The 23,409-nt window shown below is 36.2% G+C and carries 25 protein-coding genes; 14 read left to right on the top strand and 11 right to left on the bottom strand.

What is annotated here, in order from left to right; all coding sequences use genetic code 11:
* Positions 1 to 177: 177 nt before the first annotated feature.
* A complete protein-coding gene (locus tag DAY19_RS12740; RefSeq protein ID WP_115363043.1) occupies positions 178 to 2,109 on the top strand; it encodes a sigma 54-interacting transcriptional regulator in 1,932 nt (643 codons plus the stop codon).
* A 44-nt stretch (positions 2,110 to 2,153) separates the two neighbouring features.
* Here DAY19_RS12740 and DAY19_RS12735 read toward each other — a convergent pair whose 3' ends face one another.
* The 5 genes from DAY19_RS12735 to fsa all read right to left on the bottom strand — a co-directional run bounded on the left by DAY19_RS12735 (position 2,154) and on the right by fsa (position 6,767).
* Positions 2,154 to 3,734 carry a PqiB family protein gene (locus DAY19_RS12735; RefSeq protein WP_158536903.1) on the bottom strand — a complete coding sequence of 527 codons (1,581 nt, stop codon included), beginning with the start codon at positions 3,732 to 3,734 and terminating at the stop codon, positions 2,154 to 2,156.
* The gene (locus tag DAY19_RS12730; RefSeq protein ID WP_158536902.1) at positions 3,727 to 4,323 is read right to left on the bottom strand and encodes a paraquat-inducible protein A; all 597 of its coding nucleotides are present in this window, start codon (positions 4,321 to 4,323) and stop codon (positions 3,727 to 3,729) included. The genes DAY19_RS12735 and DAY19_RS12730 overlap by 8 nt, the downstream gene beginning before the upstream one ends.
* Positions 4,310 to 4,966 (bottom strand): paraquat-inducible protein A, encoded by a 657-nt coding sequence (locus DAY19_RS12725; RefSeq protein WP_115363038.1) that lies wholly within the window; start codon positions 4,964 to 4,966, stop codon positions 4,310 to 4,312. Before DAY19_RS12725 ends, DAY19_RS12730 begins: the two co-directional genes overlap by 14 nt.
* A gap of 72 nt (positions 4,967 to 5,038) precedes the next feature.
* Positions 5,039 to 5,929: a matrixin family metalloprotease gene (locus DAY19_RS12720; protein ID WP_158536901.1), complete on the bottom strand. Its 891-nt coding sequence runs from the start codon at positions 5,927 to 5,929 to the stop codon at positions 5,039 to 5,041.
* 193 nt (positions 5,930 to 6,122) lie between these two features.
* Entirely contained in the window at positions 6,123 to 6,767 is a 645-nt protein-coding gene (gene fsa, locus DAY19_RS12715) for a fructose-6-phosphate aldolase (protein WP_115363034.1), read from the bottom strand.
* A gap of 101 nt (positions 6,768 to 6,868) precedes the next feature.
* Here fsa and DAY19_RS12710 point away from each other — a divergent pair, with 101 nt between their 5' ends.
* Positions 6,869 to 7,699 (top strand): hypothetical protein, encoded by an 831-nt coding sequence (locus DAY19_RS12710; protein ID WP_120404916.1) that lies wholly within the window; start codon positions 6,869 to 6,871, stop codon positions 7,697 to 7,699.
* On the opposite strand, the gene DAY19_RS12705 is transcribed toward DAY19_RS12710, so the two are convergent.
* Positions 7,696 to 8,670 carry a tyrosine-type recombinase/integrase gene (locus tag DAY19_RS12705; RefSeq protein ID WP_115363030.1) on the bottom strand — a complete coding sequence of 325 codons (975 nt, stop codon included), beginning with the start codon at positions 8,668 to 8,670 and terminating at the stop codon, positions 7,696 to 7,698. The two genes, DAY19_RS12710 and DAY19_RS12705, sit on opposite strands and share 4 nt — an antisense overlap.
* Positions 8,671 to 8,816: 146 nt before the next feature.
* Here DAY19_RS12705 and rnc point away from each other — a divergent pair, with 146 nt between their 5' ends.
* Genes rnc through DAY19_RS12690 form a run of 3 tightly spaced genes read left to right on the top strand, consistent with a single transcriptional unit; the run spans position 8,817 to position 12,486 of the window.
* Positions 8,817 to 9,665, top strand: a complete 849-nt coding sequence (gene rnc / locus DAY19_RS12700; RefSeq protein WP_115363028.1) for a ribonuclease III — start codon at positions 8,817 to 8,819, stop codon at positions 9,663 to 9,665.
* A 17-nt stretch (positions 9,666 to 9,682) separates the two neighbouring features.
* Positions 9,683 to 10,657 carry a GTPase Era gene (era, locus tag DAY19_RS12695; RefSeq protein ID WP_115363026.1) on the top strand — a complete coding sequence of 325 codons (975 nt, stop codon included), beginning with the start codon at positions 9,683 to 9,685 and terminating at the stop codon, positions 10,655 to 10,657.
* Positions 10,658 to 10,689: 32 nt separating this feature from the next.
* A complete protein-coding gene (locus DAY19_RS12690) occupies positions 10,690 to 12,486 on the top strand; it encodes a GTPase (protein ID WP_115363025.1) in 1,797 nt (598 codons plus the stop codon).
* 8 nt (positions 12,487 to 12,494) lie between these two features.
* Here the strand turns inward: DAY19_RS12690 and DAY19_RS12685 are convergent, their stop codons facing one another.
* The 4 genes from DAY19_RS12685 to DAY19_RS12670 form a co-directional block, all read right to left on the bottom strand.
* Complete coding sequence (locus DAY19_RS12685) at positions 12,495 to 13,325, bottom strand: NAD(P)H-hydrate dehydratase (protein WP_115363023.1); 831 nt, start codon at positions 13,323 to 13,325, stop codon at positions 12,495 to 12,497.
* Between the two features lie 53 nt (positions 13,326 to 13,378).
* Positions 13,379 to 13,753 (bottom strand): DoxX family protein, encoded by a 375-nt coding sequence (locus DAY19_RS12680; RefSeq protein ID WP_115363021.1) that lies wholly within the window; start codon positions 13,751 to 13,753, stop codon positions 13,379 to 13,381.
* 94 nt (positions 13,754 to 13,847) lie between these two features.
* Positions 13,848 to 14,621, bottom strand: coding sequence for a hypothetical protein (locus DAY19_RS12675; RefSeq protein WP_133296967.1), 774 nt, complete (start codon positions 14,619 to 14,621; stop codon positions 13,848 to 13,850).
* Positions 14,622 to 14,635: 14 nt separating this feature from the next.
* Complete coding sequence (locus tag DAY19_RS12670; protein WP_115363017.1) at positions 14,636 to 15,115, bottom strand: hypothetical protein; 480 nt, start codon at positions 15,113 to 15,115, stop codon at positions 14,636 to 14,638.
* A gap of 118 nt (positions 15,116 to 15,233) precedes the next feature.
* On the opposite strand from DAY19_RS12670, the gene DAY19_RS12665 reads away from it, so the two are divergent.
* From DAY19_RS12665 to rplT, 9 genes are all read left to right on the top strand, one after another.
* Positions 15,234 to 15,896, top strand: coding sequence for a tetratricopeptide repeat protein (locus DAY19_RS12665; RefSeq protein WP_115363015.1), 663 nt, complete (start codon positions 15,234 to 15,236; stop codon positions 15,894 to 15,896).
* A gap of 9 nt (positions 15,897 to 15,905) precedes the next feature.
* Positions 15,906 to 17,036, top strand: coding sequence for an outer membrane protein assembly factor BamB family protein (locus DAY19_RS12660; protein ID WP_115363013.1), 1,131 nt, complete (start codon positions 15,906 to 15,908; stop codon positions 17,034 to 17,036).
* A gap of 88 nt (positions 17,037 to 17,124) precedes the next feature.
* Positions 17,125 to 18,186 (top strand): guanosine monophosphate reductase, encoded by a 1,062-nt coding sequence (locus DAY19_RS12655; protein WP_115363011.1) that lies wholly within the window; start codon positions 17,125 to 17,127, stop codon positions 18,184 to 18,186.
* A gap of 11 nt (positions 18,187 to 18,197) precedes the next feature.
* Positions 18,198 to 19,982: a 1-acyl-sn-glycerol-3-phosphate acyltransferase gene (locus tag DAY19_RS12650; protein ID WP_115363009.1), complete on the top strand. Its 1,785-nt coding sequence runs from the start codon at positions 18,198 to 18,200 to the stop codon at positions 19,980 to 19,982.
* 14 nt (positions 19,983 to 19,996) lie between these two features.
* Positions 19,997 to 20,899, top strand: a complete 903-nt coding sequence (locus tag DAY19_RS12645) for a cation diffusion facilitator family transporter (RefSeq protein ID WP_158536900.1) — start codon at positions 19,997 to 19,999, stop codon at positions 20,897 to 20,899.
* Positions 20,900 to 21,328, top strand: coding sequence for a hypothetical protein (locus tag DAY19_RS12640; RefSeq protein ID WP_115363004.1), 429 nt, complete (start codon positions 20,900 to 20,902; stop codon positions 21,326 to 21,328). It abuts the gene before it with no gap.
* Positions 21,329 to 21,419: 91 nt separating this feature from the next.
* Positions 21,420 to 22,019, top strand: a complete 600-nt coding sequence (infC, locus tag DAY19_RS12635; RefSeq protein WP_255509247.1) for a translation initiation factor IF-3 — start codon at positions 21,420 to 21,422, stop codon at positions 22,017 to 22,019.
* A 203-nt stretch (positions 22,020 to 22,222) separates the two neighbouring features.
* Positions 22,223 to 22,429 carry a 50S ribosomal protein L35 gene (rpmI, locus tag DAY19_RS12630; RefSeq protein ID WP_115363003.1) on the top strand — a complete coding sequence of 69 codons (207 nt, stop codon included), beginning with the start codon at positions 22,223 to 22,225 and terminating at the stop codon, positions 22,427 to 22,429.
* A 138-nt stretch (positions 22,430 to 22,567) separates the two neighbouring features.
* The gene (rplT, locus tag DAY19_RS12625) at positions 22,568 to 22,912 is read left to right on the top strand and encodes a 50S ribosomal protein L20 (RefSeq protein WP_115363001.1); all 345 of its coding nucleotides are present in this window, start codon (positions 22,568 to 22,570) and stop codon (positions 22,910 to 22,912) included.
* Positions 22,913 to 22,986: 74 nt separating this feature from the next.
* Here rplT and DAY19_RS12620 read toward each other — a convergent pair whose 3' ends face one another.
* A complete protein-coding gene (locus DAY19_RS12620; protein ID WP_158536899.1) occupies positions 22,987 to 23,406 on the bottom strand; it encodes a secondary thiamine-phosphate synthase enzyme YjbQ in 420 nt (139 codons plus the stop codon).
* Between the last annotated feature and the right edge of the window lie 3 nt (positions 23,407 to 23,409).

Below are 23,409 nucleotides of genomic sequence, written 5' to 3'. Positions count from 1 at the left end.
AAAATTACGATCTTTTTTTAAGCATCATCATACGCAAAAGCTTAAGTCTAGGCAAGTAGTAAGGAGTTGATTTTCATGTAACGTATAGAAATTATAGCCAATTTTTGTGGGCATTTACCTAAAGTTTAAAGCAAATTTACCGATATGTTCACAGTATAGTTTAATGAGGGGATTAACATGCTCGCTAGTTTTTCAGAATTTAAGTTTTTTCAATCGTTTCGTATTCCAGTTGAGGAAGCCGATAATCTAAGGTTTTTGATACAAAAAGAAGACGACATGGGGAGGCTTTCTTATATCGATGATGCAAAGCTTGTGGACATTTCAGTTACAGGATTCGGTTTTAAAACACATGAAAGAATCTCTGTTGGAACTGAGTTGGAAGTTTCTCTACAATTTAAAAAACGTCACCTTGATCTAACTGGTCGAGTTGTTCGTGCATTTTCAAATGTTTTAGAAGACGAAGAAATTATATATGGAGTTGAACTTGATGTTGAAAAAGGAATTAATAAATTCCTTGAAAGTTACATTATGAGTTTCTCTTCAGAAAGATTAAAAGACTGTCTTATTCAGTCAGCACTTAAGGAGCGATATACAGACCCTAATGAAGGGTTTGAAATGTTTTCTCTACTTCTTTCATTATTTAAAGATATTACACATTTTGGAGATAAAGAAGGATTCCTCGATACAATGCTTGAAGAGGTTATTCGTATCCTAAATGCTCAACGTTCTTCTATCTTTTTAATTAATCCAGATACAAATGAATTAGAAGCAGTTGCTGCTCTAGGTTTGGATAAGACAGGATTAAAGTTTGATTATCGTCTTGGTATTGCTGGGTCTGTTTTTACAACAGGTGTGGCCTTAAATATTTGTACTGAAAGTGATGACTCTCGTTTTAATAACGCATTTGATGAAAAGAATGGTTTTGAAACGAAATCAATTATTTGTTATCCGATTCATAATCGTGAAGATAAGATAATTGGTGTAATTGAAGTTATCAATAAAAGAAATGAAGATCGATTTACTATAGAAGATGAAAAGACGATGAAAGTTCTTGCTCTTGTTTTCTCTTCAGTATTTCATAGTTTTAATCCAATTTCGACGACTTCTAAAATTCGCCGCTTCTCAGCGCCATATGATCGTCAATTTGCAATCATTGGTAACACGCCAGGTGTAAAATCAATGAGAAACTCTATTTCAAAACTTAAAGACTTAGATAGTCCTGTACTGATCACTGGTGAAAAAGGAGTTGGTAAAAATCTTTTTGCCACTGTTCTTCACTATGAAGGTAAACGTGGGCTACATGATATTACAACAGTTGATTGTAAGCTAAAAGATCTCAATAGGCTTGAAGCAATGCTTTTTGGCCCTAATGAAGAAGAATGTGTTTTTACTAGCACTCAAGGTGGAACTGTTGTTCTAAGCCATATTGAGCACTTGTCGTTTGAGTGGCAAGAAAGACTATTTGAACTTATCGAAAAGAAAGGCCTAGAAGGTGGAATCGTAAGTTTTGATTGTCGTATTATGGCCACATCAATTAAAGATCTTGCCATAATGACAGATGAAGGAAAGTTCTATCGTGATCTGTTTGAATATATCTCACAGGCCCAGATTAATTTAGATCCACTTCGTCGTCGTGAAGAAGATATTGAAATGCTTGTTGAATATTTCTTAAAAGTTGAATGTAAACGACAAGGACTTCTATTAAAGAGCTTCTCTAAAAAAGTAATGGATCAAATCAAACAATATGATTGGCCAGGAAATGTTTATGAGCTAAAGAAATGTGTCGAAAGAGCTGTTCTTTATCATCCAAAATCTCATATCATATCTGATATTGAAATTAATGATGGTGTTGCACCTCTAGTTGATATTTCAATGAAGCAAAAGCAATTTGGTCAAATTGATCATGTGACAGACTTCACACTTCCTCTAAAAGAGCGTTTAGCTCTTGTTGAGAGACAAATGATTTTAGAGGAGATTAAGCGTAATTTTGGTAATAAATCAAAAGCTGCTAAGGAGATGGGAATTTCTCGTGAGGCATTACGTAAGAAGTTAATTTATTCTCAAGAGGTTCTTGATTCTCTTGAAGGAAATGAAAAGAAAGCTGCTTAATAAAAGCATAAAAAATATCAAGGCCTCATACGAGGCCTTTTTTATTATAAATTAATTATTGGTGTCCATTCTAGCCATTCTTCCTGCGCTTTCTTATGAACTTGAAAATATTGTTTCTTACGCATTGAAAACTTCTCTGGGGTTGCAAATTCGACTCCACCAGAAAGAATACTTTCAATTGATTGGGTACTTATTTTTGCACCTGAAAATAGGCCAAACTCTACATCGACACCACTTGTATTCCAAAACTTTGTTTCTTCCTTTACCAGCTTGTGATAAGGAGAGTTGATAAAGATTTCTGTTATAACATTCTTTGCTCGTGTATTAAGTCTAACATCTGTTATAACACCTACTTGAACGCCTCTATAGTAAACTCCCTGGCCTTTTGCTAGTGAATTTCTTCTTGAACTAAATAGGTTTAAATGGGTCCCGTATTTATTGTGAACTTCTTTTAGTGGAGCTTGGGCAAGAGCTGTAAAGGTTCCTGCAGGCTTTGATTTCTTAAAATTATAACGACTGATATCAACTGCGATATAGTTGCCAGTTATTGCATCAAGATTATCAATTCCTTTAAGAGAGATTTTTGGTTTAACTTCCCAAAACTTCGCACCTTTAACAATAATATTCTCAAATTCTTTCTTTATCGTCGCTTCTACTAAGAGTTGGGCCTTATTGCGATCAACTTCTGAACCTGTAACAACTCCGATATTAATATTTCTAAACTTAATTGGAGTCTTCTCTTTTGCTACCGCACTTCCTAGAGGAAATATTACTTTTATTTTTTTTCCTGGGACAGTATGAGCATAGCTAGGGTAGAGAGTATATTTCTTTTCAAAGTTAGTTGTTACTTTCTGATTATTCTTATTCTCTTCTGATTCATGATTAACAAATGCAATTCCGCCTTTGATGATTGAAATAAGTGAGTCTGATTGAACCTTTACTCCTGCTAGAGAAGCATCTAATTCAAAGCCGCTAACATTGTAAAAACGCGACGTCGTTAGAAGTAGGTTGCGATAATTTTCTTCAATAAAGATCGTAACTTCAACACCATTGCCATCCATATCGAGATCAAAATTTGTAACCTCTCCAACTTGTACCTTATTAAAATAAATAGGTGAGCCAATTGAAACTGAGTCTAGTTTTTTACTGTGAAGTTTTACATAAAGGCCGTCTTTTCTTAGACCTCTTGGTGGCTCTTCAAAAGCGTTGAATACTTTTACGGCCTTTCCCTTCACTGGAAACATATTGATAAATTTTCCACTTATAATCGTACTTAGCCCTGAGATACCAGATAGATTTACTGTCGGACTTACAAGCCAAAACTTTGTATCTTTAGATAGATAGTTTTTCATTTGTGGAGACATCTCAATATGGACGGCAACGCTTGAGAGGTCCTTATTTAATTCAGTATCTTTTACTCTACCGACAATCGTACCTTTGTAGATAACAGTGGTCTTTCCTGGCGTGATACCATCCGCATTTCTAAAGTTTATAGTGATATATGAGCCACGGGCCATAATGCTAGTATATAAAAGCCAAAGTCCAATCGATACAGCAGCAACAGGAAAGAACCATATAGGATTAATTCCTCTTTTGTTTTCTACTTTAGGCGTGGCATTACTCATACTTTTCCTTATCATCCCAGATTAACCTAGTGTCGACTTCATTTGACGCTAGAATGGTCAATATAACAACTGCAGTGAAATATAAGACTGCAGGCTCAGCTCTTATCTCTGATATAAACTCAACCTTGACGAGAATAACTAATAGGGCAATAACGAAAATATCTAACATGGACCATTTACCGACAACATGTACGACTCGATAAAGTCTTGTGAGCATTAGTTTTTTCTTTTCATTTAAGGTGTTTATATTATCTATGATATACCAAAGTGAAACTATTTTAAATATTGGAACAATTATACTAGCTGCAAAAACAATCATGGCAATGGGATACATTTTCAGATTGATCAGATTGACGACACCTCCAACAATTGTACGAGGGATACCATGGTTGAATTTTAAAACCGTCATAATTGGTAGGATATTAGCAGGGATATATAATGCAATTGCTGCAATTAAATAGGCTTTACAGCGTGAGATACCTTCATAGTTTCGAAGTTTGATGGGAGTTCCACAGCGCTGGCAGGTGAGTATTGAATTTACTTTATAGCACTTTGGACAAAGGGCCTTTTGATGATCAATTCCTCTCATATAGCTTCTTCCATAACTCATCATAGTGAGTAACTGATTGTAGTAAGATATTATTAACCATTAATAGGATAAGGCTTAGTGTCCCAATAGTGAGCTCTACTTCAGAACGATCAACCATTTTAGCAACCGTTACAATGATTCCCATAAAATAGACATCAATCATAGACCATTCGTGTGAGGCCCTTAGAAATCTGATGAAAGTTCTTCCAAGGTGATGATTGATAAATTGGTTTTTAAAGACAACAGTTAAGTATGCAACGAGGCGAAAGAGGGGAATTAAGATTGCAAAGAGAACAACACTAATTGCTATTGGCCAATACGCTTTAGTTGTAAAAGCAAATATCGATTCGTAAGTTGAAGTTTCAAGGTTTGCTCCGGCCATCTTTATTTTCAATACTGGTAGGAAGATTGCTGGATAAAAAAGTAGTAATCCTGAAATCGTTAAGACTTTCACCATCGTTATGGTGCTGTCTCCATTATAAAGAATTTCTCCACAGCGATGGCATTTTGCCCTTTGTCGCTTATTGATCATTTCAAATAGATAGATTTCATCACATTCTGGGCAAAGTAGAAGCTTTGAATTATCCTTCAAAGTTTCTTCATCAATTTGACTTTGATAAATGTTTTCGTAATTGTTGCCCATACTACTATTAGGCCATAAGTTATGGATTTTTTTTAGAGAGCAAAATGGTGCATTCTTAAAATTTGTTAAAAATTAAAAGACTTTATGATCGTGTATTAGGCTTCCATCTTGAAAATGGCGACAATGTCCGTCGGCCCTTAATTCGATATAGCCGTGGATAATCTTCGGTTTTTCTTGGCCATCGTCAGCGTTCTTCATTGATTCGTCTACGCTAGCTGAACTGAATGCTTGGGCCGTCTTAAGTGCTTGAGTATTTGTGTCGTATAGATTTGAAATTGATAGGGAGTCATAGTAACCAAGAGTTCTCTTAACTTCTGTTGAACCAAGTTGTGGGTACATGATTGATTGAACTGTTGATGAGGTTGTATGTTTAAGTCCTAAGAGGTGGCCTAGTTCATGTAAGATGACAGAAGGAAGGTCGTAGTAAGTCGTTGACTCCTGAGTTCTGGCCTTATCAAATGAGAAATAATAATCACGGAAATTTACAATAATATCACCATGAACCATTCTTAAGTGATCTGTTCGTTGTTCTGCAAAATATGAAGTGATTGCCAAAACACCATAACCAATACTTGAAAACCAATTCTCTGTTACATAAATTCCGATTTCTCCATCGTAATAGTCATCTAGGTCAGTATATGGGTCTGCTCCAGCGGCTTGGCCGTGGTCAAGAACAAAGTATTCTCTTGCATCATCAGCATCATTCCATGCCTTTTGCATCTCCTGCATTAAATCGTAATCATCATAGAGGCCATCATCAGCGGCCGCTAATGGAAGATCATCTGATGATCCATCAATTGCATTTAAACTGCTAAAATCTGCATGAACTTTTACTGTTAAAGGAAGTGCACTTTCACGCCATTTTAAAGGCAGGGCCGTAATAGAAACTTTCTCTGGCTCTTCGACACACGATAGAGTCAGCAGAATCACCAAAACTGATAATATGGTTCTATTAATTTTCATCCCAAAAATACCTTGAAAATACATTTACAGGTACAAAGTTGAGCTTAAAGCTCGACTATGACGTGCTTTGCACCATTTTATACGATATCGGTATTTAAGATTTTAAATTTAGAAAAAATAAAGAAACGGGGACTGTAAGCCCCCGTTATTATATAGATATTATTGAATTAGTTAATAAGTCGCCTAATTGGTATTATTTTTGCGACTTCTCATAATCGGCCAAAAATTGTGCCAGTCCTTTATCTGTTAAAGGGTGGTTAAAAAGTGACTTGATTACTTTATATGGCATCGTTGCAACGTCTGCACCTACCATCGAGCAGTGCTTTACATGGTCTGCGTGACGTACAGATGCTGCTAGAACTTCTGTATCAAAACCGTAAACATCATACATATGACGGATCTCTTGAATAAGAGTCATACCATCTGCACCGATATCATCGAGACGGCCGATGAATGGAGAGATGTAAGTAGCACCATTTTTTGCTGCTAGTAATGCTTGGTTTGAGCTGAAACAAAGTGTTACGTTCGTTTTAATATCATTGTCACTAAACCACTTACAAGCAGCGATTCCAGCTTCTGTCAGTGGAAGTTTAATAACGACATTCTCGTGAATCTTTGCAAGTTCACTACCTTCTTTGATCATCCCTTCAGTATCTGTTGCAATAACTTCTGCTGAAATTGGTCCATCAACGATTTCGCAAATGTCTTTGATTACTTCTTCTTGAGTACGCCCAGTTTTGGCAATAATTGATGGGTTAGTCGTAACTCCGTCAATTAGGCCCCATTTTACTGCTTCTTTGATTTCTTCAATATCACCTGTATCGATAAAAAATTGCATTCTATTCTCCTAATAAATTTTCTAAAAATTTATCATGAGCACAGGTAATGGACAAGTTTTCTCCCCCTATTGTCTGCTTAGATTTGCGTTATAATGAACGTATGAGAAGATTTTTTCTATTCATTTCATTGAGCTTAATAACGCTGGTCTCTGTTGCAAATAGTGATGGCTTTATTATTAAAAGAGATGAGGTTAGAAATAAAGATATCAAAAATGATTATGATGCCTACGATAATTATATCAAGGATCATGGTTATGATACTTTCTACGATCCTAGCATTGATTATTCAAAGTTCTCTGGCCGAGTTACAGATAAGGACCCATCAAGTACTGTGTTTAAAATTCAAGTCGAATCAAAGAATGTTAAGTTCTTGAAGCCTTCTGATATTGTTTACTTCAATGTGGCGCGACGTATGGATGAAGATAAGTGCAAGGGCCACGTCAGAAATAGTGAAGATATGTATATTACAATCTACGCAAAAGACCTTGAGAATTGTTGGGGGCAAAACTCGACTTTAAGACGAGGAACAATTCTTGTTTTTGAAAGTGATAAGCTAGCATTGAGAATTAAGGAAGCTTCTCGTTACCGTTTAACATTGTTGGCGAAAAAAAGAGATTTCACATTCCAATTAAATGAAGTGAATAAATTTGTCTGGGGCTTTTCACAGAAACAAGTTGAGGTCGCTGCAGAATACGATAAGCAGATTCTTGAGTTACAACGAAAAAAAGATGAGGCCTTAAATTTACTTCTTTCTAAGAAGAACGATCAGGTCAGACTACAATCACAGCTAATCTATAGTTTGGATAAATTAGATAAAGATCTCGACTTCTATCGTATTGAAAAAGATGAGCTTTATACAGATCGTTGGCACCTCGATAAGGATACCGGCCTTCCTGTTTATGATAGGCCAGTTCCAATTAAGCAGCCTTAAATCAATTTATCTTCATTAAGTGCCAATTCAATAAATTGTTGATTATAGAAATGTGAGTCCATATGCTCTTTATAAAGTTTTAAAGAGTATGCTGGCGAGACACCAAGCCATTCCTTTATGGTTGTATCATTAACCCCGTCGTGGAGCCAGGTAAAGACACAGGCCTGTCTTAAAGTCTTTGGTGTTATTTCAATCATAAGTCTAGAGCGCCAGTCTTCAAAGAGTAGCTCCATCCCACGTGCAGATAGCCCACCTGATAGAATCTTATGAGCGTTAGCATTAAAAAGTAAGTGATCAAAAGAGACACCTTGGGCCTTTTTAACCTTCTCTAATAGCTCAACATATTCATAGAAAATACGGCCAAAGATACTTGGAAATGTGACGGTATATGGGTCTCTTTTTTCATGTGTAATAATGGCCTTGATTTCATCGCGAAATGAGAAGCTTGCAACTTTAATTTTAGATAGTTCTGAGACCTTAAGGCCTCCTAGATAAACGGTTGCAAAGATGATTCCATTTCTTTTGGCCTTAAGTTTTTCAAGATCACTTTGTGCATTTCTTTGATCATTGAGTAATGTGTGCCAAAGACTTTTAATATGTGAAAACGAAGCTGGCCTTGGTATATCTAGGAACTTTGGAGAAGTTGGTATTTTTCGTACTGGATTGACGTTAAAGACACCTTCTTCTACTAGGTGATCAAAGAATATTCTAAGGGCCTGGACACGGCGTCTTCGTGAATTATCTGACTTATATTTTTCTTCTAAATACTTTCCGTATTCTTGAATCTCTGGAATTGAATATTTTTCAATATCCGTTTGTTTCTTATGTTCTGTTACGTATTGATTAAAGCAAGCAAGGTCAGTGCGATAGTTTTTCAGGGTATTATTTGAGCGGCCCTTGGCCGCTATCTTCTTGAAAAATGCATCTTGCCACTTATCTAATTTCTTTTTATTGACTTCTGTTAGTTCCATAAACCACCCTAAGGACTTGTAACTACGTATATTACTGTAAGAGATTTTAACGAACCTGTTATTCTTTCACAAGTAGTAATCTTGCACTTGCAAATGATGGGCAGAAGCACTATAAATCGTTTAACAATTTAATATTAGGTGATTACATGCTTGAGACGACCTCACTCAACCCACAAGGGAAGAGTCCTACATTTGCACACGCATTTTATAGGCTAACTATTGCAGATTTTAAGCAATTAGGTGCTGGTAATAGCGTGTCTAAGCATGAAGTCACAGATCTATTTTTTGATCAATCCAATATTCAATCAATTTTCTTAGATAAATTCGACCTAAAATTTAATGACAACTCTCTTGTCATGAGGGCCTTTACTCATAGTTCATATGTTCATGAGGCCAAACTAGAGTTTAAAAGTTATGAGCGCCTAGAGTTCTATGGCGACTCTGTTCTTGGCTCATATGTGACAAAGAACCTCTTTTTAAACTTTGAAGATATGAATGAAGGGCAACTTTCAAAATTAAGAAGTGCACTTGTAAATGAAGATAGCCTAAGCTCATTAACTGACTTTTTAGGACTCTCTCAATTTCTAATCGTTGGAAAAGGTGAATTAGACCAAGAAGTAAATAAAGGGATTCGTTGTGATCTTTTTGAATCAATTCTTGGGGCCATTGCCATTGATCAAGGAAATGATAAAGCAAACTCTTATCTCGACCAGGTCATTGCGACTTATGAAAAGGAAAGTGGAGAGGTCTTCTTTAATGCTCAAAAACTTGTGGATTTTGATCCAAAGACAAAATTACAAGAGGAGACATTGGCACGATTTAAATGTCTACCTGAGTACCGCACAAAGGCCTTAAATAAAGGTCAAGAGTTTGAAATCGAACTTTATATAAATGGAGAGTTAATATCGAAATTAATCTCCAATAGTAAAAAAATAGGAACAAAAGAAATCGCAAAAGAATGTTTAGAAAATAATCTATTAGACAAAATTAAATAAGGACAACGGAGAAAATTATGTTATTGACTGATCAACACCCAGACAACAAATCCATTATGGCAGCAATCGTTGGTGCACCAAATGTAGGAAAGAGTTCACTTGTAAATTACTTACTAGGAATGGACCTTTCAATTGTAACGAGTAAACCACAAACAACACGTAATAAGTTTCACGCAGTTTTCACAGTTGATCATACTGAAGTTGTTCTAGTTGATACTCCAGGTCTACACACTTCAAGCCAGGAGCTTAATAAGCGTATTAATCAACAGGCCGTTGAAGGTGTTGATGGTGTTGATGTTAACTTACTTCTAATTGATCTAACAAAAGATATTCTTGAGCAAATCAAGGCCTTCAAAGATTTCATTGGTGGAAAAGAGAAAGAGTTATCGAAAACATGGCTTGTTTTCACTAAGTCAGATCGTGTTGAAAATGCAGAAAATATGCCACTAGATAAGGTATTTGAACAAGCAAAAGAAGTTATTCCAGCTCTTGAGCAGTACTTTGTTATCTCAACTAAGTCCGGAGATAATGTACACCTTTTAACAGCAGCTCTTTGTGATAATGCTCAGCCAGGTTCACACTTATACCTTGATGGTGCTATCTCGAATAAGAACCAAAGATTCTTTGCTACTGAGTATATTCGTGAGCAGGCATTTGACCTTTTAAAGGATGAGCTACCATATGAGATGGCCGTCATTATTGATGAATATAAAGATTTCAAAGATAAGACAGGTGCTTTTACTTCTCACATCTCAGCTTCAATTCTTGTTAATCGTCCATCACAGCGAGCTATCGTTGTTGGTTCTAAAGGTTCGATGATCAAAGAAATTGGAACACGTGCTCGTAAGAAGATTGCAGCAATGACTGATGGTAAGGTTCATTTAAACCTACACGTGAAAGTATCACCAAAGTGGTTTAAGAATAACTTTGTTCTAGAAGAACTAGGACTTCCACGTGCAATTAACTCTGCCCGTGTATGGAAACAAAAATAATTATAAATAATAAACTTAAATAGGATTTTGAAATGCAAAAGCGTTCAATGATTATTTCATTAATTGGTAGGCCAAACGTTGGGAAAAGTTCCATCTTTAACCGCCTAATGAAAAAACAACATAAGGCCATTACTCACGATATGCCAGGTGTAACACGTGATCGCCACTATGGAATTACATCTTTTAATGATAAAGATGAAGACCGTCCATTAGATGCGATTCTTGTTGATACTGGTGGGTTCTATCCAACTCAAGTTGATGAGAGTGGAAAGAATGATCAAGAAGTTAATGCTAATAAGTTCTTCAATATTATGACAGATCATGCTCATCAAGCGATTGAAGAATCTGATCTTGTTCTCTTTGTTGTCGATGTAAGAGAAGGTGTTCTTCCTTTTGATAAGACCATTGCTAATTATATTAGAAAGCAAAAGAAGAAGATGTGGCTTGTTGTTAACAAGTATGATTCTGAGTCTCAAAGTGGAGATGAGTATAGCTTCTATGAACTTGGTGTAAATGATGACGAAATGTTTGTTACTTCTGCCGCTCACGGTAGGGGAATGGAGACATTGCGTGAGAATATTCATGAGGAGATGATGCGTTTTGATGACTCTGCTGATGTTATGAATATTACAGCTCTTCAAAAAGGTGTAACTCCACGTGAGAATGTTGTGGCAAAACTTGCACTAATTGGTGCACCTAATGCTGGTAAATCAACTCTACTAAATCAACTTCTTGGAAGTGAACGTGCTCTAGTTTCTGATATTGCTGGAACTACAGTTGATCCAATTGATGGATACTTTGATATCTACCTTGGAGATGATGCTAGAAAGCTTGATCAAGCAAAAGAGCATTTTAAAAATGATAATCTTCTTCAGTCTCAATACGAAGACTTTAAAAAGAATAATCCTGATCTCTATAACGAACTTGTTTCATCTTATGATGTTGAAGAAGAGTTAGATACTGATAGCTATGAGCTTGAAGGTCTTGAGGATGTAATGCTCGAGCAGGATGAGCAGCTGGATGAAACATCTGCTAATCGTATGGAAGCACAAGTTTTCGGTGAAGAAGCTACTGGTGAAGAAGTCGAGCAAGAATTAGTAGATGATGAGCAAGAAGTTTCTGAAGGAAGTTTCTGGCGCTCAATTCACATCGTAGACACTGCAGGAATTAGAAAGCAAAAGAAAATTGATGACTTTGTTGAGTCACAATCAGTTTATCGCTCACTAAGAAGTATTGCTGATAGTGATATTTGTATCTATATGATTGATGCAACAAAGGGTGTTTCACACCAAGATAAGCGTCTTCTTGATATCGCTATTGAAAAAGGTGCTTCTGTTATTGTTTGTCTAAATAAAGTTGATCTGATGGGTGATAAGTTTAGAGATCAAGAATCACGTAAAGAATGGCTTCTTGATATTCGCGATAAACTTCCATGGCTTAATTATTGCGATATTATTCCAATCTCAGCAAAGCATAAAAGAGGTCTTAAGCGTCTTAAGAAGATTCTTACGAAAACGATTTTCATTAGAAGACAAAATATTGCAACAGGTGCGCTTAACCGTTTCGTATTTGAGCTTATTGAAAGACATCCTATTATCCTTAAAGGTTCTCGTGGTAAGAGATTCCGTGTTAAATACGCTTCTCAAATTAAAGCGAATCCACCAACGTTCTTATTTTACACAAATAAGTCACGTGGAATTCCTGAAAACTACCGACGCTACCTTAAAAACGGTTTAAGAGGGGCCTTCCCGCTTGATAATACGCCGATTCACCTGATCTTTAGAACAGGTACAGATCTTCAAAAGCGTATGAAAAAAGTTTCAAAATAAAATAGATATTAGCCAATGACCTCTTGAATATAAGCAAAGAGGTCAGAGGCTATACTTCCTCGTATTCCTCTTGTATTTTCTCTTAATAAGTCACTGGCCTTGCCATGTACCCAAGTACCAAGACAAGCTGCTTCAGTTAAGCTCAGGCCTTGTCCTAGGAAACTACCGATAATTCCTGCTAGAATATCTCCTGTCCCGGCCATTGCTAAGATGGAATTTCCTGTATCGTTTTCATAGATATCTTGATCATTTGCGATAAGAGAATGGTCTCCTTTTAAGACAACGCATTCACTTATTTGTAGAAGGTTTTTAGCTGCTTCTTTTCTATCTTTTCTAATTTCTTCACTCGTGCAATTTAGAAGACGTGCGGCTTCGCCAAAATGAGGGGTGATTATTGCATTTTGATATCTTTGCTTTTCACTTCTTTGACATAGGTTCCAAAGAGCGTCAGCATCTAAAACTTTTGGTGCCGTGAAATCTTCAATCAATGAACATATATGATTTGCCCATTCGTCTCTTCCAAGGCCAGGGCCAATAACGATAGCATCTGCTTTTTCTAAGATTGGTCTGGCCTGATTGATTCCAGAAGTTTGTGTGTCAAAACCTCGCACCATTAGCTCAGCTCTTGTTGAAACAATTGAAGAAACATTCTCTTGCCTTGTAAGGACAGTAACTAAGCCTGATCCTGAACGTAGAGCTGCTTGTGCACAGAGCTTGACTGCTCCTGCATAACCGACATTCCCACCGATAATTACAACGTGACCAAAACTGTACTTATTTGATTCTTTTGTGAAAGGTGGAAGCTTTTGTAAAAGTTCTCTTGAATCAATTTTTTTCATAATATGATCTTAGTATTTAATGAAAAAAAAAGCTCCCTTGTGGGAGCTTAAGATTATGCTTTAACTGAATATTTACCACCATTAGAGAAAAAGAGTCCGATGTATATAATTGCATACATTATGGCCTTTTCTTTTCCAGAGAATGGATCGCTTGCGTGAACGACAAAAGCCGCTACAAGCATAGTAATTGCTGAAATTGCAGCAAACCATCTCGTTTTAAATCCGATGATAATAAAAATCTGGCAAAACACTTCTGCAAATACTGTTGCAGAAAGTGCAAAAGGTGAACCAAGTCCAATTGGATCTGGGAATTTTGTCATTAGAGTACTAAAGCCTGCAAGTTTTCCCCAACCATGCCCAAGTAGCATCGCTAGTCCAACTGTGATTCTAAGCCATAACCAACCTAAATCTGAGTTTAAACGATTCATAAATACATCCTTTTATTTTATGCAAATTAAGTTTGCGCTTTGCAATCATCATCGAGCTATAGCTCTCTGTGATTATTGTTTCTTCTTTATTGCTCTACCAATTCCAAACATAATTAACTGTTAGAGAGTAAGCAAATCCTGATAAATCAGGCACACCAGGCCCTCCATCCTTAGATGCGTATTTTATCGTACGCACATCTTGTAGAGCTACAGTGTGAAGAAGTGCTTCAATATTCACATATGATTCTTTTATTTTTATTGGAAATTCAAGTCCGCCACCTAGTGCAACACCTGCGCCTCCAAAGCTGTCTTCTTTTTTTTCACCTACAGTTTCAATCTTTTCTTGTTCATACCAATATTCAAATCTCGCCGTTATATAAGGATTTGAGTAAGTTATGGCCGTACCAAGGTTTGAAGTGTCGATATAGTAACGGTATCCAAAGTACATGCGAAGCATTGAAATATCGATTGATGCTGCACTACTGATTCCTTGAGTCGGCTTTGTTAAACTTATATTGTGCTTAGAATATGCAAAACCAATATTCCATGCCGATTGAAAGTCTGAGAAGTATTGAACTGTTAGGTTGAAAGTAGGAGGTAGATCCTCATACATCTTTCCACGATTGCCATCCCAAGTTGTGTAACCAATACCCATTGAGAATGAAAAGAAGCGTCCGTATTTGTAGTAACGTTCATCTTCATAGATTTGTTGTTCTTGTAGGTCTTCATTAAAATCTGAGAAAATATCGCCACCGATATTTAAGTCATCATCTGCACCGATCATCCCATCTTGTGCCTTTGTAAATTGTGGAGACACAATTGCAAATATGAAGACAAGAATGAAGGCCATGTATTTAGATATATGCATTCAATAATTCCAATTTAAAGATAAAAGTGAATACCTGCATTTAAGAAGTTTTCACCCATTGTCGTAACTTCAAAGTCATCCAGATTTTTGAAGCGTACGCCAAATTCAACGCTAAAGCCTAGGCTGTCAATTCCTTGTAGAGAAAACTCTGCTCCAAGTCCTACATCGCCTTGAAATCCTGATTCGCTATCTTGGCCAGGTACTTTTTGGTTGATCAATGTCGCGGCGCCAACCGTATAAAATGTGAGATACGGTTCATCAAAGATATTACGGTAAAGTCGAATTCCTCCGTGCCATCCACCGTCGTCAGCAGTGTTTACTCCAAAAATTGCTCCATATGAGAATGTCGAGCTTCTTTGGACCTTGATTGACAGAGAAGGGATAGAGTCAGAGATAGTATTTGAAAAACCAACTCCTAATCTTCCTACTCTTTCAATGGCAAAAGAGTTAAGTGAAATAAATAAGGTAATTATTAAAAATGAAATCCTTTTCATGGTGCGTAATAATCCTTTATGAAATTAATTAATTTAATTCTAACAATACTCATGTATTTTTGACAACTTTCAATGTTATTTATTAAAATGATAAAAATTTTTAACTAGAGGGTAATGGATGACAACACAAGTAGCGCCAAATGAAGGCCTAAATTCTGAATTAAATTCAACTGAGCTTGGTGCTTTTATCGCTAAGAATAAGGCATTGGTTATTGGATTAATCTTACTTATTATCGGTGCGACTGCAGGTTACGGTATTTTTTCATATGTTAAAAACCAACAAAATGAGAAAGCTGCCCAAACTCTTTATAGCTTTGAAACTGGAAGTTTAGAGAAGTTTAAAAAAGGTGAGATCGACTCTGCCGCAATGGTTTCTGAGCTAAAAACTATTCTTGGTGAGTTTGGTGATAGCTCTGCTGCTATTTCAACAACTTTATTGGCCGTAGATCACTTAACGAATAAAGGTCAAAATCAAGAAGCTTTTGAAATTATTAGTCTAATAAGCGCATCTAATTCATTACAATCATATTTTATCAATGTTCGAAAGGCAGTGATACAGCAAGATTTAAAAGACTACGATGGAGCAATTGCGACACTTAAAGAACTTAAAAGTAATGATCGTGCACTATCAATGGGTCGAATTGAGCTTGAACTTGGGCGTAGCTACCTTGCAAAAGGTGACACTGCTTCGGCCAAAGGACACTTTGAAAGAGTCCTTACTCTAACAACTGAAAATGTATATAAGTCGTTAGCTAAATATCACTTAAATACAATCAAATAAGCGGAATTTATGAAGTTATATCGTAATATTTTAGTGGTCATAGCAATGGCCACTTTGCTTGCCTCTTGTTCAAGCATAAAAAAAGTAACAAGTATGTTAGAAGGCAAGAAGCTTGAGGTGGACCCTCTAACTCTTACTTGGACTAAGAATCTAGAGCCAAGTTACGAGTCTGGAAATCTTCCGATTTCATTATCTTCACCACTAATTGCTGATGGAATTCTCTATGCTGCTGATGGCCGTGGTAATTTTAATGCTTATAATGTTGAAAATGGCCGCCTAATTTGGACGCACAAGATTAAAGGGCAAATGACAAGTGCTCCAATTATTTTTGAAAATCTATTGATCTTTGGTGATGATACTGGACGTGTTTATGCAAGAGACCTCAATAAGGGCGAGCTCGCTTATGAGTTTGACCTAGATGGTGGAATCGATTCAACTCCTGTTACAGCAAATGGCCGATTATTCATTCATACTCGAAATCATAAATTATTTAGTATTGATGTTTATACTGGTCGCGTTATTTGGTCGTACAAGAGATCTGTTCCATACTATTCAACAGTGCAACGCGCTTCAACACCATTAATACTTGATGGACGCTTATACGCAGGCTTTGCTGATGGATACTTTGTCTGCTTCTCTCTTGAAGAAGGTCAAGTACTTTGGGAAAGAAGGCTAAGCCCTGGGCAGAAATTTGTTGATGTTGATATGCGACCTGTCATTTTTAATGAAAAGATCCTTGTTGGCTCAGTTGATGATCGTACCGAAGTGATCGTGCCGAAGTCTGGTGTTCTTTTTAAAAAATTGAACTTCCGTACAAACCGCGCAGGCCTAGAAATTGGTAACGGCCAAAATATGGTCTTTGGTAGCGTTAATGGTGAACTCATTTATATTGATAAACAATTTCAAGAATATAAGAGAGTGAAGCTTTCAGATGAAGCAGTGTCGTCTCTCGCTCCTTGGAAGGGTGGTGTTGTTGTCACAACAGTTGGTAAAACTGCTTTTTTCATCGACTCTAATGGAATGATCAAACAAGAGTTTGACTTAGGTTCTGCCTACTCGGCCGTATTTGGTCACATGAGCTATGACGATGAGTTTTTAGCTTTTATTTCATCACGTTATCGTCTTTATACTTTCAGATAAAACCTAAAATTCCCTTGTGTGTGTCTTTTCGACAATGATATTATGACGTTGAAATTACACACACGGGATTGTTATTTTAGGGGAGAGTATGGATTTAACATTCAAAGCAAATGGTATTTTAAGTCGTGGAAAAGGTTTAACTTTTGATGACGTTTTATTAATTCCTAGGTATTCAGAGATTTCTTCTCGCAGACACACGAATTTAAAAACAAAAATTACTAAGAACCATTCAATTGATATTCCAATTATTGCTGCAAATATGGATACAGTTACAGGACCAGAGATGGCAATGGAGATGGGGCGTCTAGGTGGCGTTGGTATTCTTCATCGTTTCATGTCTCCAGAGCAACAAGTTGAAGATGTAAAAGCAATTCAAAAATATTTCAAAGAACATTCTATCTCTCTTCCAATCGCAGCTTCAGTTGGTGTTAAGGATGAGGGAAAAAAGAGAGCAGACCTACTTGCTGAATTAGGAGTAGAAATTCTAACTGTTGATATCGCTCATGGTGATTCAATTATGATGATGGAAGTTCTCGAGTATATTAAGAAAAATTATCCATCAATTGATGTTATTGCAGGTAATGTTGCAACACCAGATGGTGTAAAGCGTATGATTGATAAAGGTGCTGATGCTGTTAAAGTTGGTATCGGTCCTGGAAGTATGTGTACAACACGTATCATTACAGGTCATGGCGTTCCACAATTAACAGCTGTTGCAATGTGTGTTGCAGAAGCACAGAGAGCAGGGATCCCTGTTATCGCAGATGGTGGACTTAAGAACTCTGGAGACATGGTAAAAGCATTATGTGCTGGAGCTAATTCATGTATGGCCGGATCACTTCTCTCAGGAGCATTAGAAACTCCAGGTGAAGTTAAAGGTGGAATGAAAGAATATCGTGGAATGGCTTCAAAGGCCGCTCAAGTTTCTTGGCGTGGGGAGCTTCCTAAAGGTATGGCCGCAGAAGGTGTTGATACAATGATTCCTTGTAAAGGGCCAGTTGAGAATATTATCAATGAACTTACAGGTGGTATTCGCTCAGGGATGACTTATCTTGGTGTTGATCAACTTGATCAAATGAGTGAAGCCGGATTATTTATGGAAATGTCATCTTCAGGTATGGCAGAGAGTAAACCACACGGAAAACAATAAAAGGCCGCTCTATGCAAACTGATATCCTAGATGACTTATTAAGTTATCCTAAGATCGTAAAACGCATCAGTGATAGTAAAGATCCTGAAGCGACTAGGAAGAAAGTAATTGCAAACTTTAAAGAAATGCGTGCAATTAACTCACCTTCATATATGAAGTCGATGGAAAAGTTCTTTGATGCTACTTTACCAAGACTTTATGATGGTATCAGTTACAAAGAAAATGACACTGATCTTCGAGCTTTGCTTGAAAAAGACAGTGTCGTTCTCGTTCCAAATCATCAATCACATGCCGATTATATTGCTATTAATTACAAATTCTTTAAAGAATACAAACGTATGCTCTATGTTGCAGGTGGTGATAACTTAAATATATTCCCAATTGGTAAAATATTTAGAAAATCTGGATGTTTCTTTATCAGAAGAAGCTTTCAAAACGACATTCTCTATAAATTTACAATGGAGGCCTACCTCTTTGCTTTATTAAAAAGGAAAGAGCCCATTGAATTCTTCTTTGAAGGTGGGCGTACTCGCTCTGGAAAACTTAGGCCACCAAAATACGGCCTATACCAAATGCTACTAGAGGCACATTCACATCTTCCAAATGCAAAAGAGAGAGGATTAGCATTTGTTCCTGTAAGTATTGCTCATGAGTATGTTCCAGAGCAAAAAGCACTGGCAAAAGAGATGATGGGTGGAAAGAAAAAGAAAGAGTCGACAGGACAACTCTTTGGCCTTCTAAAACTTATGGCCTATCAATTTGGTAAAATACATATCAATCTTGGTAAGCCTCAATATGCATATAAATTAGATGATCCAGATGAGAATAAGAAGCATGTAAGAGACCTTGCATTTAAATGTTTTAGAAGTGTTGGTGATCAAATGGTTATCACGCCGACTAACTTACTTGTTCTAATTCTTCTTGATGAGCCAACAGGTGCTCTTAAGTGGACAGATATCATATTAAAAGCTCAGGCAATTTTAGAATATTGTAAGTCATATGATATTCCTTTTACTGATGGTCTAAAAGACTCTCTATTAGAAGACTCTATTGGCCGTGCAATGGACATCCTTATTGGCAATAATAAGGTTGATGTTATTGGGCAAAAAGAAGTTGGATCTTCTCTATTTTATTCAATTAAGAAGGACTCAAGAGGAGAGCTTCTCTTTTTCAAAAATACAATAGTTCATCACTTCATTATACCTTGGACCATATCACTTGCTTGGTTTAATGTTTTTAGTGGTGAGATAGAAAATGCCGATTGTTTAAAACAATTCTTCATTAAGCAAAGAAGCTTATTGAAGATGGAGTTTTATTTACCAACTGTAAAACAATACTATTCAAAGACTCTTAAGATACTAAGTAATGTTGTGGGAAGAGATATTGCTAATTTAAACGAGGCCATTGAGTTCACTAATAAAGATCTCTATGAAGTCGCTTCCAAATTAAGTATCTTTGCTCGCTCTCTTACTTATATAAACGAAGCATACTTTGTATCGGCCTTGACGTTAGAAAGTTTTCAAAAGAATAATGTCTCTTTTAAGACGGCCGATTATATGAAGCGATTTGCGGATGTTTATAATGCAGAAATTCAAACTCAAAGAGTCATCCGTTTTCCAGAAAGCCAAAATGTTGAATTAATGAAAACTGCTCTGCAGTATTTTGAACAAGTCGGTGTTTTAGGTTACGAAGACAATTCTTACTACGTAGCAGATAGAGATAAACTCGCTGATTTTATCGAGTCTACTGAGAAGATTCTATTAGACCAACTGAAACTTAATTTTAAAGTGGTATAACTAAAAGGTTGCCTTTGAAGACTGAATTACTATCAAGAGAAAGTGCGATAAAGAAAGTTTTACTTATAACTTTCTTCCTAAATATCGCTGTCGCTCTAATTAAGCTCTTTGCTGGTATTCAATTTGATTTTCTCTCTCTTAGATCTTCTGGGATTGAGTCACTTTTTGATGGCTCTTCAAATATCTTAGGTTTAATCACGATAGCAATCGCTGCAAAGCCAAGTGATCGTAGACATAATTATGGCCATTATAAATTTGAAAATCTTGGAGCACTAATTATTGCTCTAATGTTATTTGGTTCTTCAATTAAATTAGGTATTGATTATCATGACTTTGTTTTTTCTGGGGAGCAGACCAGAGGTTTATTCGGGGCCATACCAATATTATCAATACTCATCTCAATTGCAGTAAGTGCATTTGTATCAAGTTATGAAGGTCGAAAAGGGCGAGAGTTAAATTCTAAGATTTTAATTGCAGATAGCGGGCACACGTTCGGTGATATGGTCATTAGTATTGGTGTTCTTATCTCAATCGTTTGTGCTAAGTTTGAAATCTTTATTGTCGACTATATTGTTGGTGGACTTATTATCTTCTACCTCTTTTATCTAGCGATTCAAATTACATTAGATAATTTAAATGATCTCCTCGATGTATCACCAGTTATTAAGGATCGTTATCTAAAAGCATTAGAGGATATGCAATATGTCCGTGATATACATGAGTTTAGAGCGCGTGGAAATACGACCTGGATGCAAATAGACTTTCATCTTCTACTTGATCCTAAGCTCTCATTAACAAAGGCCCATGAAATTTCACATGAGGTTGAAGATCGCTTAAGATCACTACTTAAGGATTATTGTCGCGATATTGATATTTTAATCCATATTGAACCAGATGATGAGACTCACGAGGACTAAATGGATTTAGGTAAAGATAAAAATATTAGAAAAATTGGAAATATTCGATTGGTTCACGGGGCCACTCATAAAGAATTAGGCCGCATTTTCTCTGAAGCGGCCCATTTAATGTCTGAAATTGTCCATGGCAATCTCATTCATTTCAAATACGATGAACTCTATCTTCTCGTTAGTAGGGATGAAGAGCAGGACTTAGAGTATATTGTAGGGATTCCTATTATAGGTAATATACAGAATAAGAATCTTATAACTAAGGATCTAAATTCTGGAGATATTGAAAGCGTAGAGATTGGCCTAGAAAAGTTAAGAGAATATAAGAAGATTTCTGAGTTATTTAATGATTTAGGTATAGATGAGGACTATTTTTTACGAATATCTTCACATGAAGGGGATTATCAGGTTTTTTATGAGAAATATCTCCTTCATTAATGTATACTCGAGGAATATTTTTTGTTATGTTTGCAATCACAATTGTAAACTATTAGAATTGTATATGATCAATTCTTGATATTTATTTATTATGAGACCAACCGCTAATAATTGGTCTTATTTCCGGAGGTGTTTTATTAGCAACAATTTTAAAGGTGGAAGGGGTAGAAGAAAAGAGAGAGGCCCTAGAACGAATGACCAAATCAGAATTCCAGAATGTCGTCTAATGAGTGATGAAGAACAGTATGGAGTCGTTTCTATTGATAAGGCACGTGAAATTGCTGAAGAACTTGGCGTTGATCTCATCGAGATCGCACCAACAGCTAAGCCACCTGTTGTAAAGCTAATGGACTACGGTAAGTTTAAGTACGAACAACAGAAAAAAGCTGCTGAAGCAAAGAAGAAGCAAGCTAAGGTTCAACTTAAAGAAATTCAGCTGCGTCCAAATATTGAAGCACATGATCTTGAAACTAAGCTTAAGAAGGCCTACAAATTCCTTGAAAATGGCGACAAAGTAAAATTTGTTATGCAATTTCGTGGACGTGAAATGGCCTATAAAGATATGGGGAAAGAGAAGTTTGAGTCGATTCTTGCAGGAGTTTGCGAAGAAGCCTCTGCTGCTATTGAGTCTCCAATTAAGATGATGGGGAATCGTATTATTACAATCGTTGCCCCTGTTAAAAAGAAATAACTCTTTTTCATATGTAAGTGCCTGATTTTACGTCAGGCGCTTCTTCTCATATACTTCCTAAGTACCTGATATTTTTTTACTAAAAGATGATTATCCTTTGCATTAAGTGTGCAAACCTGCTACAAATATGCACTTATAGTTTTGTTATATTTTGTTGAATTCTCGATCTGTGTTTTAACACAGAAAAATTTAAGGAGTATTTAATGCCAAAAATGAAAACAAGAAGAGCTGCTGCTAAAAGATTTAAGCCAGTAGGTAACGGTAAGTTCAAAAGAAAAAGAGCAAACCTAAGACACATTCTTGAAAAGAAACCAACTGATGCGAAGAAAAGAGCTGGTAAAACAGATTACGTTCACGCTTCAGATACTGGTCGTGTAAAAAGAATGTTACCTTACGCTGCAAAAAACTAAGCGCAAGCAATTCAAAAATTAAGTTGGTCGAAACTATAAATCGACAAAACAATTTGTTTTTTTAACCTGATTTTTGGGAAGTACAAGAGTTGACGATTAATGAGTTAACCCCCAAACGTCAAAAAAATGGAGTAAATTATGTCTAGAGTTAGAAGAGGTTTTAAAGCAAGAGCGAGAAGAAACAAGGTTCTTAAATTAGCGAAAGGTTTTCACTTTTCAAGAAGAACTAAGTACTATCACGCTTCTGAAACAGTAAAAAGAGCATTACACTACAGATATATCGGTAGAAGGCTTCTTAAAAGAGATATGAGAAAGCTTTGGATCGTTAGAATCTCTGCAGCTGCTAAGCTTCTTGGTACTTCTTATTCAAAGTTCATGGGACAGCTTAAGAAGAACAATGTTGAAATCAACAGAAAGATGCTTGCGGAAATCGCTGCTAGAGACTTTGAAGGATTTAAAGCAATCTACGAATCAACAAAGTAATTCATTAAACTATTGATTTAATAAAATAAAAAACAAAACTATATAACAGGGCCTCTTTATGAGGCCTTTGTTATTTATCCCTCTATAAATTTCACTTTTACTTTTCTTTCTTGCTTGTGATCTCGAAACTCACAAAGATAAATGCCCGACCATCTGCCAATATCAAATTCTCCATCTTCAATAATTAGGGTCAGTCCTGTTTGCATAAGAATAGACTTCATGTGTGAAGGTGAGTCATCTGGGCCTTCTGCCGTATGTGTGATGAAGTTTAAATCTCTTGGAACAAGATATTTTAAGAAGTTTTCCATATCTTCTTTTGCACTTGGATCAAATGCTTCGTTAACACATAGTGCCGCGCTCGTATGTTGAATTTGTAAAACAAGGATTCCATCACGCTCTTGTGGATTAAGTTCTTTTGCGCAGTGACGAATTTCTTTTGTAATATTATAAAAGCCTTCCCCTGATGTGTTTACTATCTGCGTTTTTATAGGCATCAT

The organism is Halobacteriovorax vibrionivorans, from assembly GCF_003346865.1.
In the GTDB taxonomy this organism is placed as follows: domain Bacteria; phylum Bdellovibrionota; class Bacteriovoracia; order Bacteriovoracales; family Bacteriovoracaceae; genus Halobacteriovorax_A; species Halobacteriovorax_A vibrionivorans.
The sequence above is the reverse complement of the archived record's forward strand: the minus strand, read 5'-3'. Positions and strand labels throughout refer to the sequence as shown.

Excerpts from the sequence above, each read along its gene's own strand:
- DAY19_RS12740 (WP_115363043.1), top strand. The coding sequence starts at position 178 with ATGCTCGCTAGTTTTTCAGAATTTAAGTTTTTTCAATCGTTTCGTATT.
- DAY19_RS12735 (WP_158536903.1), bottom strand. The coding sequence starts at position 3,734 with ATGAGTAATGCCACGCCTAAAGTAGAAAACAAAAGAGGAATTAATCCT.
- DAY19_RS12730 (WP_158536902.1), bottom strand. The coding sequence starts at position 4,323 with ATGAGAGGAATTGATCATCAAAAGGCCCTTTGTCCAAAGTGCTATAAA.
- DAY19_RS12725 (WP_115363038.1), bottom strand. The coding sequence starts at position 4,966 with ATGGGCAACAATTACGAAAACATTTATCAAAGTCAAATTGATGAAGAA.
- DAY19_RS12720 (WP_158536901.1), bottom strand. The coding sequence starts at position 5,929 with ATGAAAATTAATAGAACCATATTATCAGTTTTGGTGATTCTGCTGACT.
- fsa (WP_115363034.1), bottom strand. The coding sequence starts at position 6,767 with ATGCAATTTTTTATCGATACAGGTGATATTGAAGAAATCAAAGAAGCA.
- DAY19_RS12710 (WP_120404916.1), top strand. The coding sequence starts at position 6,869 with ATGAGAAGATTTTTTCTATTCATTTCATTGAGCTTAATAACGCTGGTC.
- DAY19_RS12705 (WP_115363030.1), bottom strand. The coding sequence starts at position 8,670 with ATGGAACTAACAGAAGTCAATAAAAAGAAATTAGATAAGTGGCAAGAT.
- rnc (WP_115363028.1), top strand. The coding sequence starts at position 8,817 with ATGCTTGAGACGACCTCACTCAACCCACAAGGGAAGAGTCCTACATTT.
- era (WP_115363026.1), top strand. The coding sequence starts at position 9,683 with ATGTTATTGACTGATCAACACCCAGACAACAAATCCATTATGGCAGCA.
- DAY19_RS12690 (WP_115363025.1), top strand. The coding sequence starts at position 10,690 with ATGCAAAAGCGTTCAATGATTATTTCATTAATTGGTAGGCCAAACGTT.
- DAY19_RS12685 (WP_115363023.1), bottom strand. The coding sequence starts at position 13,325 with ATGAAAAAAATTGATTCAAGAGAACTTTTACAAAAGCTTCCACCTTTC.
- DAY19_RS12680 (WP_115363021.1), bottom strand. The coding sequence starts at position 13,753 with ATGAATCGTTTAAACTCAGATTTAGGTTGGTTATGGCTTAGAATCACA.
- DAY19_RS12675 (WP_133296967.1), bottom strand. The coding sequence starts at position 14,621 with ATGCATATATCTAAATACATGGCCTTCATTCTTGTCTTCATATTTGCA.
- DAY19_RS12670 (WP_115363017.1), bottom strand. The coding sequence starts at position 15,115 with ATGAAAAGGATTTCATTTTTAATAATTACCTTATTTATTTCACTTAAC.
- DAY19_RS12665 (WP_115363015.1), top strand. The coding sequence starts at position 15,234 with ATGACAACACAAGTAGCGCCAAATGAAGGCCTAAATTCTGAATTAAAT.
- DAY19_RS12660 (WP_115363013.1), top strand. The coding sequence starts at position 15,906 with ATGAAGTTATATCGTAATATTTTAGTGGTCATAGCAATGGCCACTTTG.
- DAY19_RS12655 (WP_115363011.1), top strand. The coding sequence starts at position 17,125 with ATGGATTTAACATTCAAAGCAAATGGTATTTTAAGTCGTGGAAAAGGT.
- DAY19_RS12650 (WP_115363009.1), top strand. The coding sequence starts at position 18,198 with ATGCAAACTGATATCCTAGATGACTTATTAAGTTATCCTAAGATCGTA.
- DAY19_RS12640 (WP_115363004.1), top strand. The coding sequence starts at position 20,900 with ATGGATTTAGGTAAAGATAAAAATATTAGAAAAATTGGAAATATTCGA.
- infC (WP_255509247.1), top strand. The coding sequence starts at position 21,420 with ATGAGACCAACCGCTAATAATTGGTCTTATTTCCGGAGGTGTTTTATT.
- rpmI (WP_115363003.1), top strand. The coding sequence starts at position 22,223 with ATGCCAAAAATGAAAACAAGAAGAGCTGCTGCTAAAAGATTTAAGCCA.
- rplT (WP_115363001.1), top strand. The coding sequence starts at position 22,568 with ATGTCTAGAGTTAGAAGAGGTTTTAAAGCAAGAGCGAGAAGAAACAAG.
- DAY19_RS12620 (WP_158536899.1), bottom strand. The coding sequence starts at position 23,406 with ATGCCTATAAAAACGCAGATAGTAAACACATCAGGGGAAGGCTTTTAT.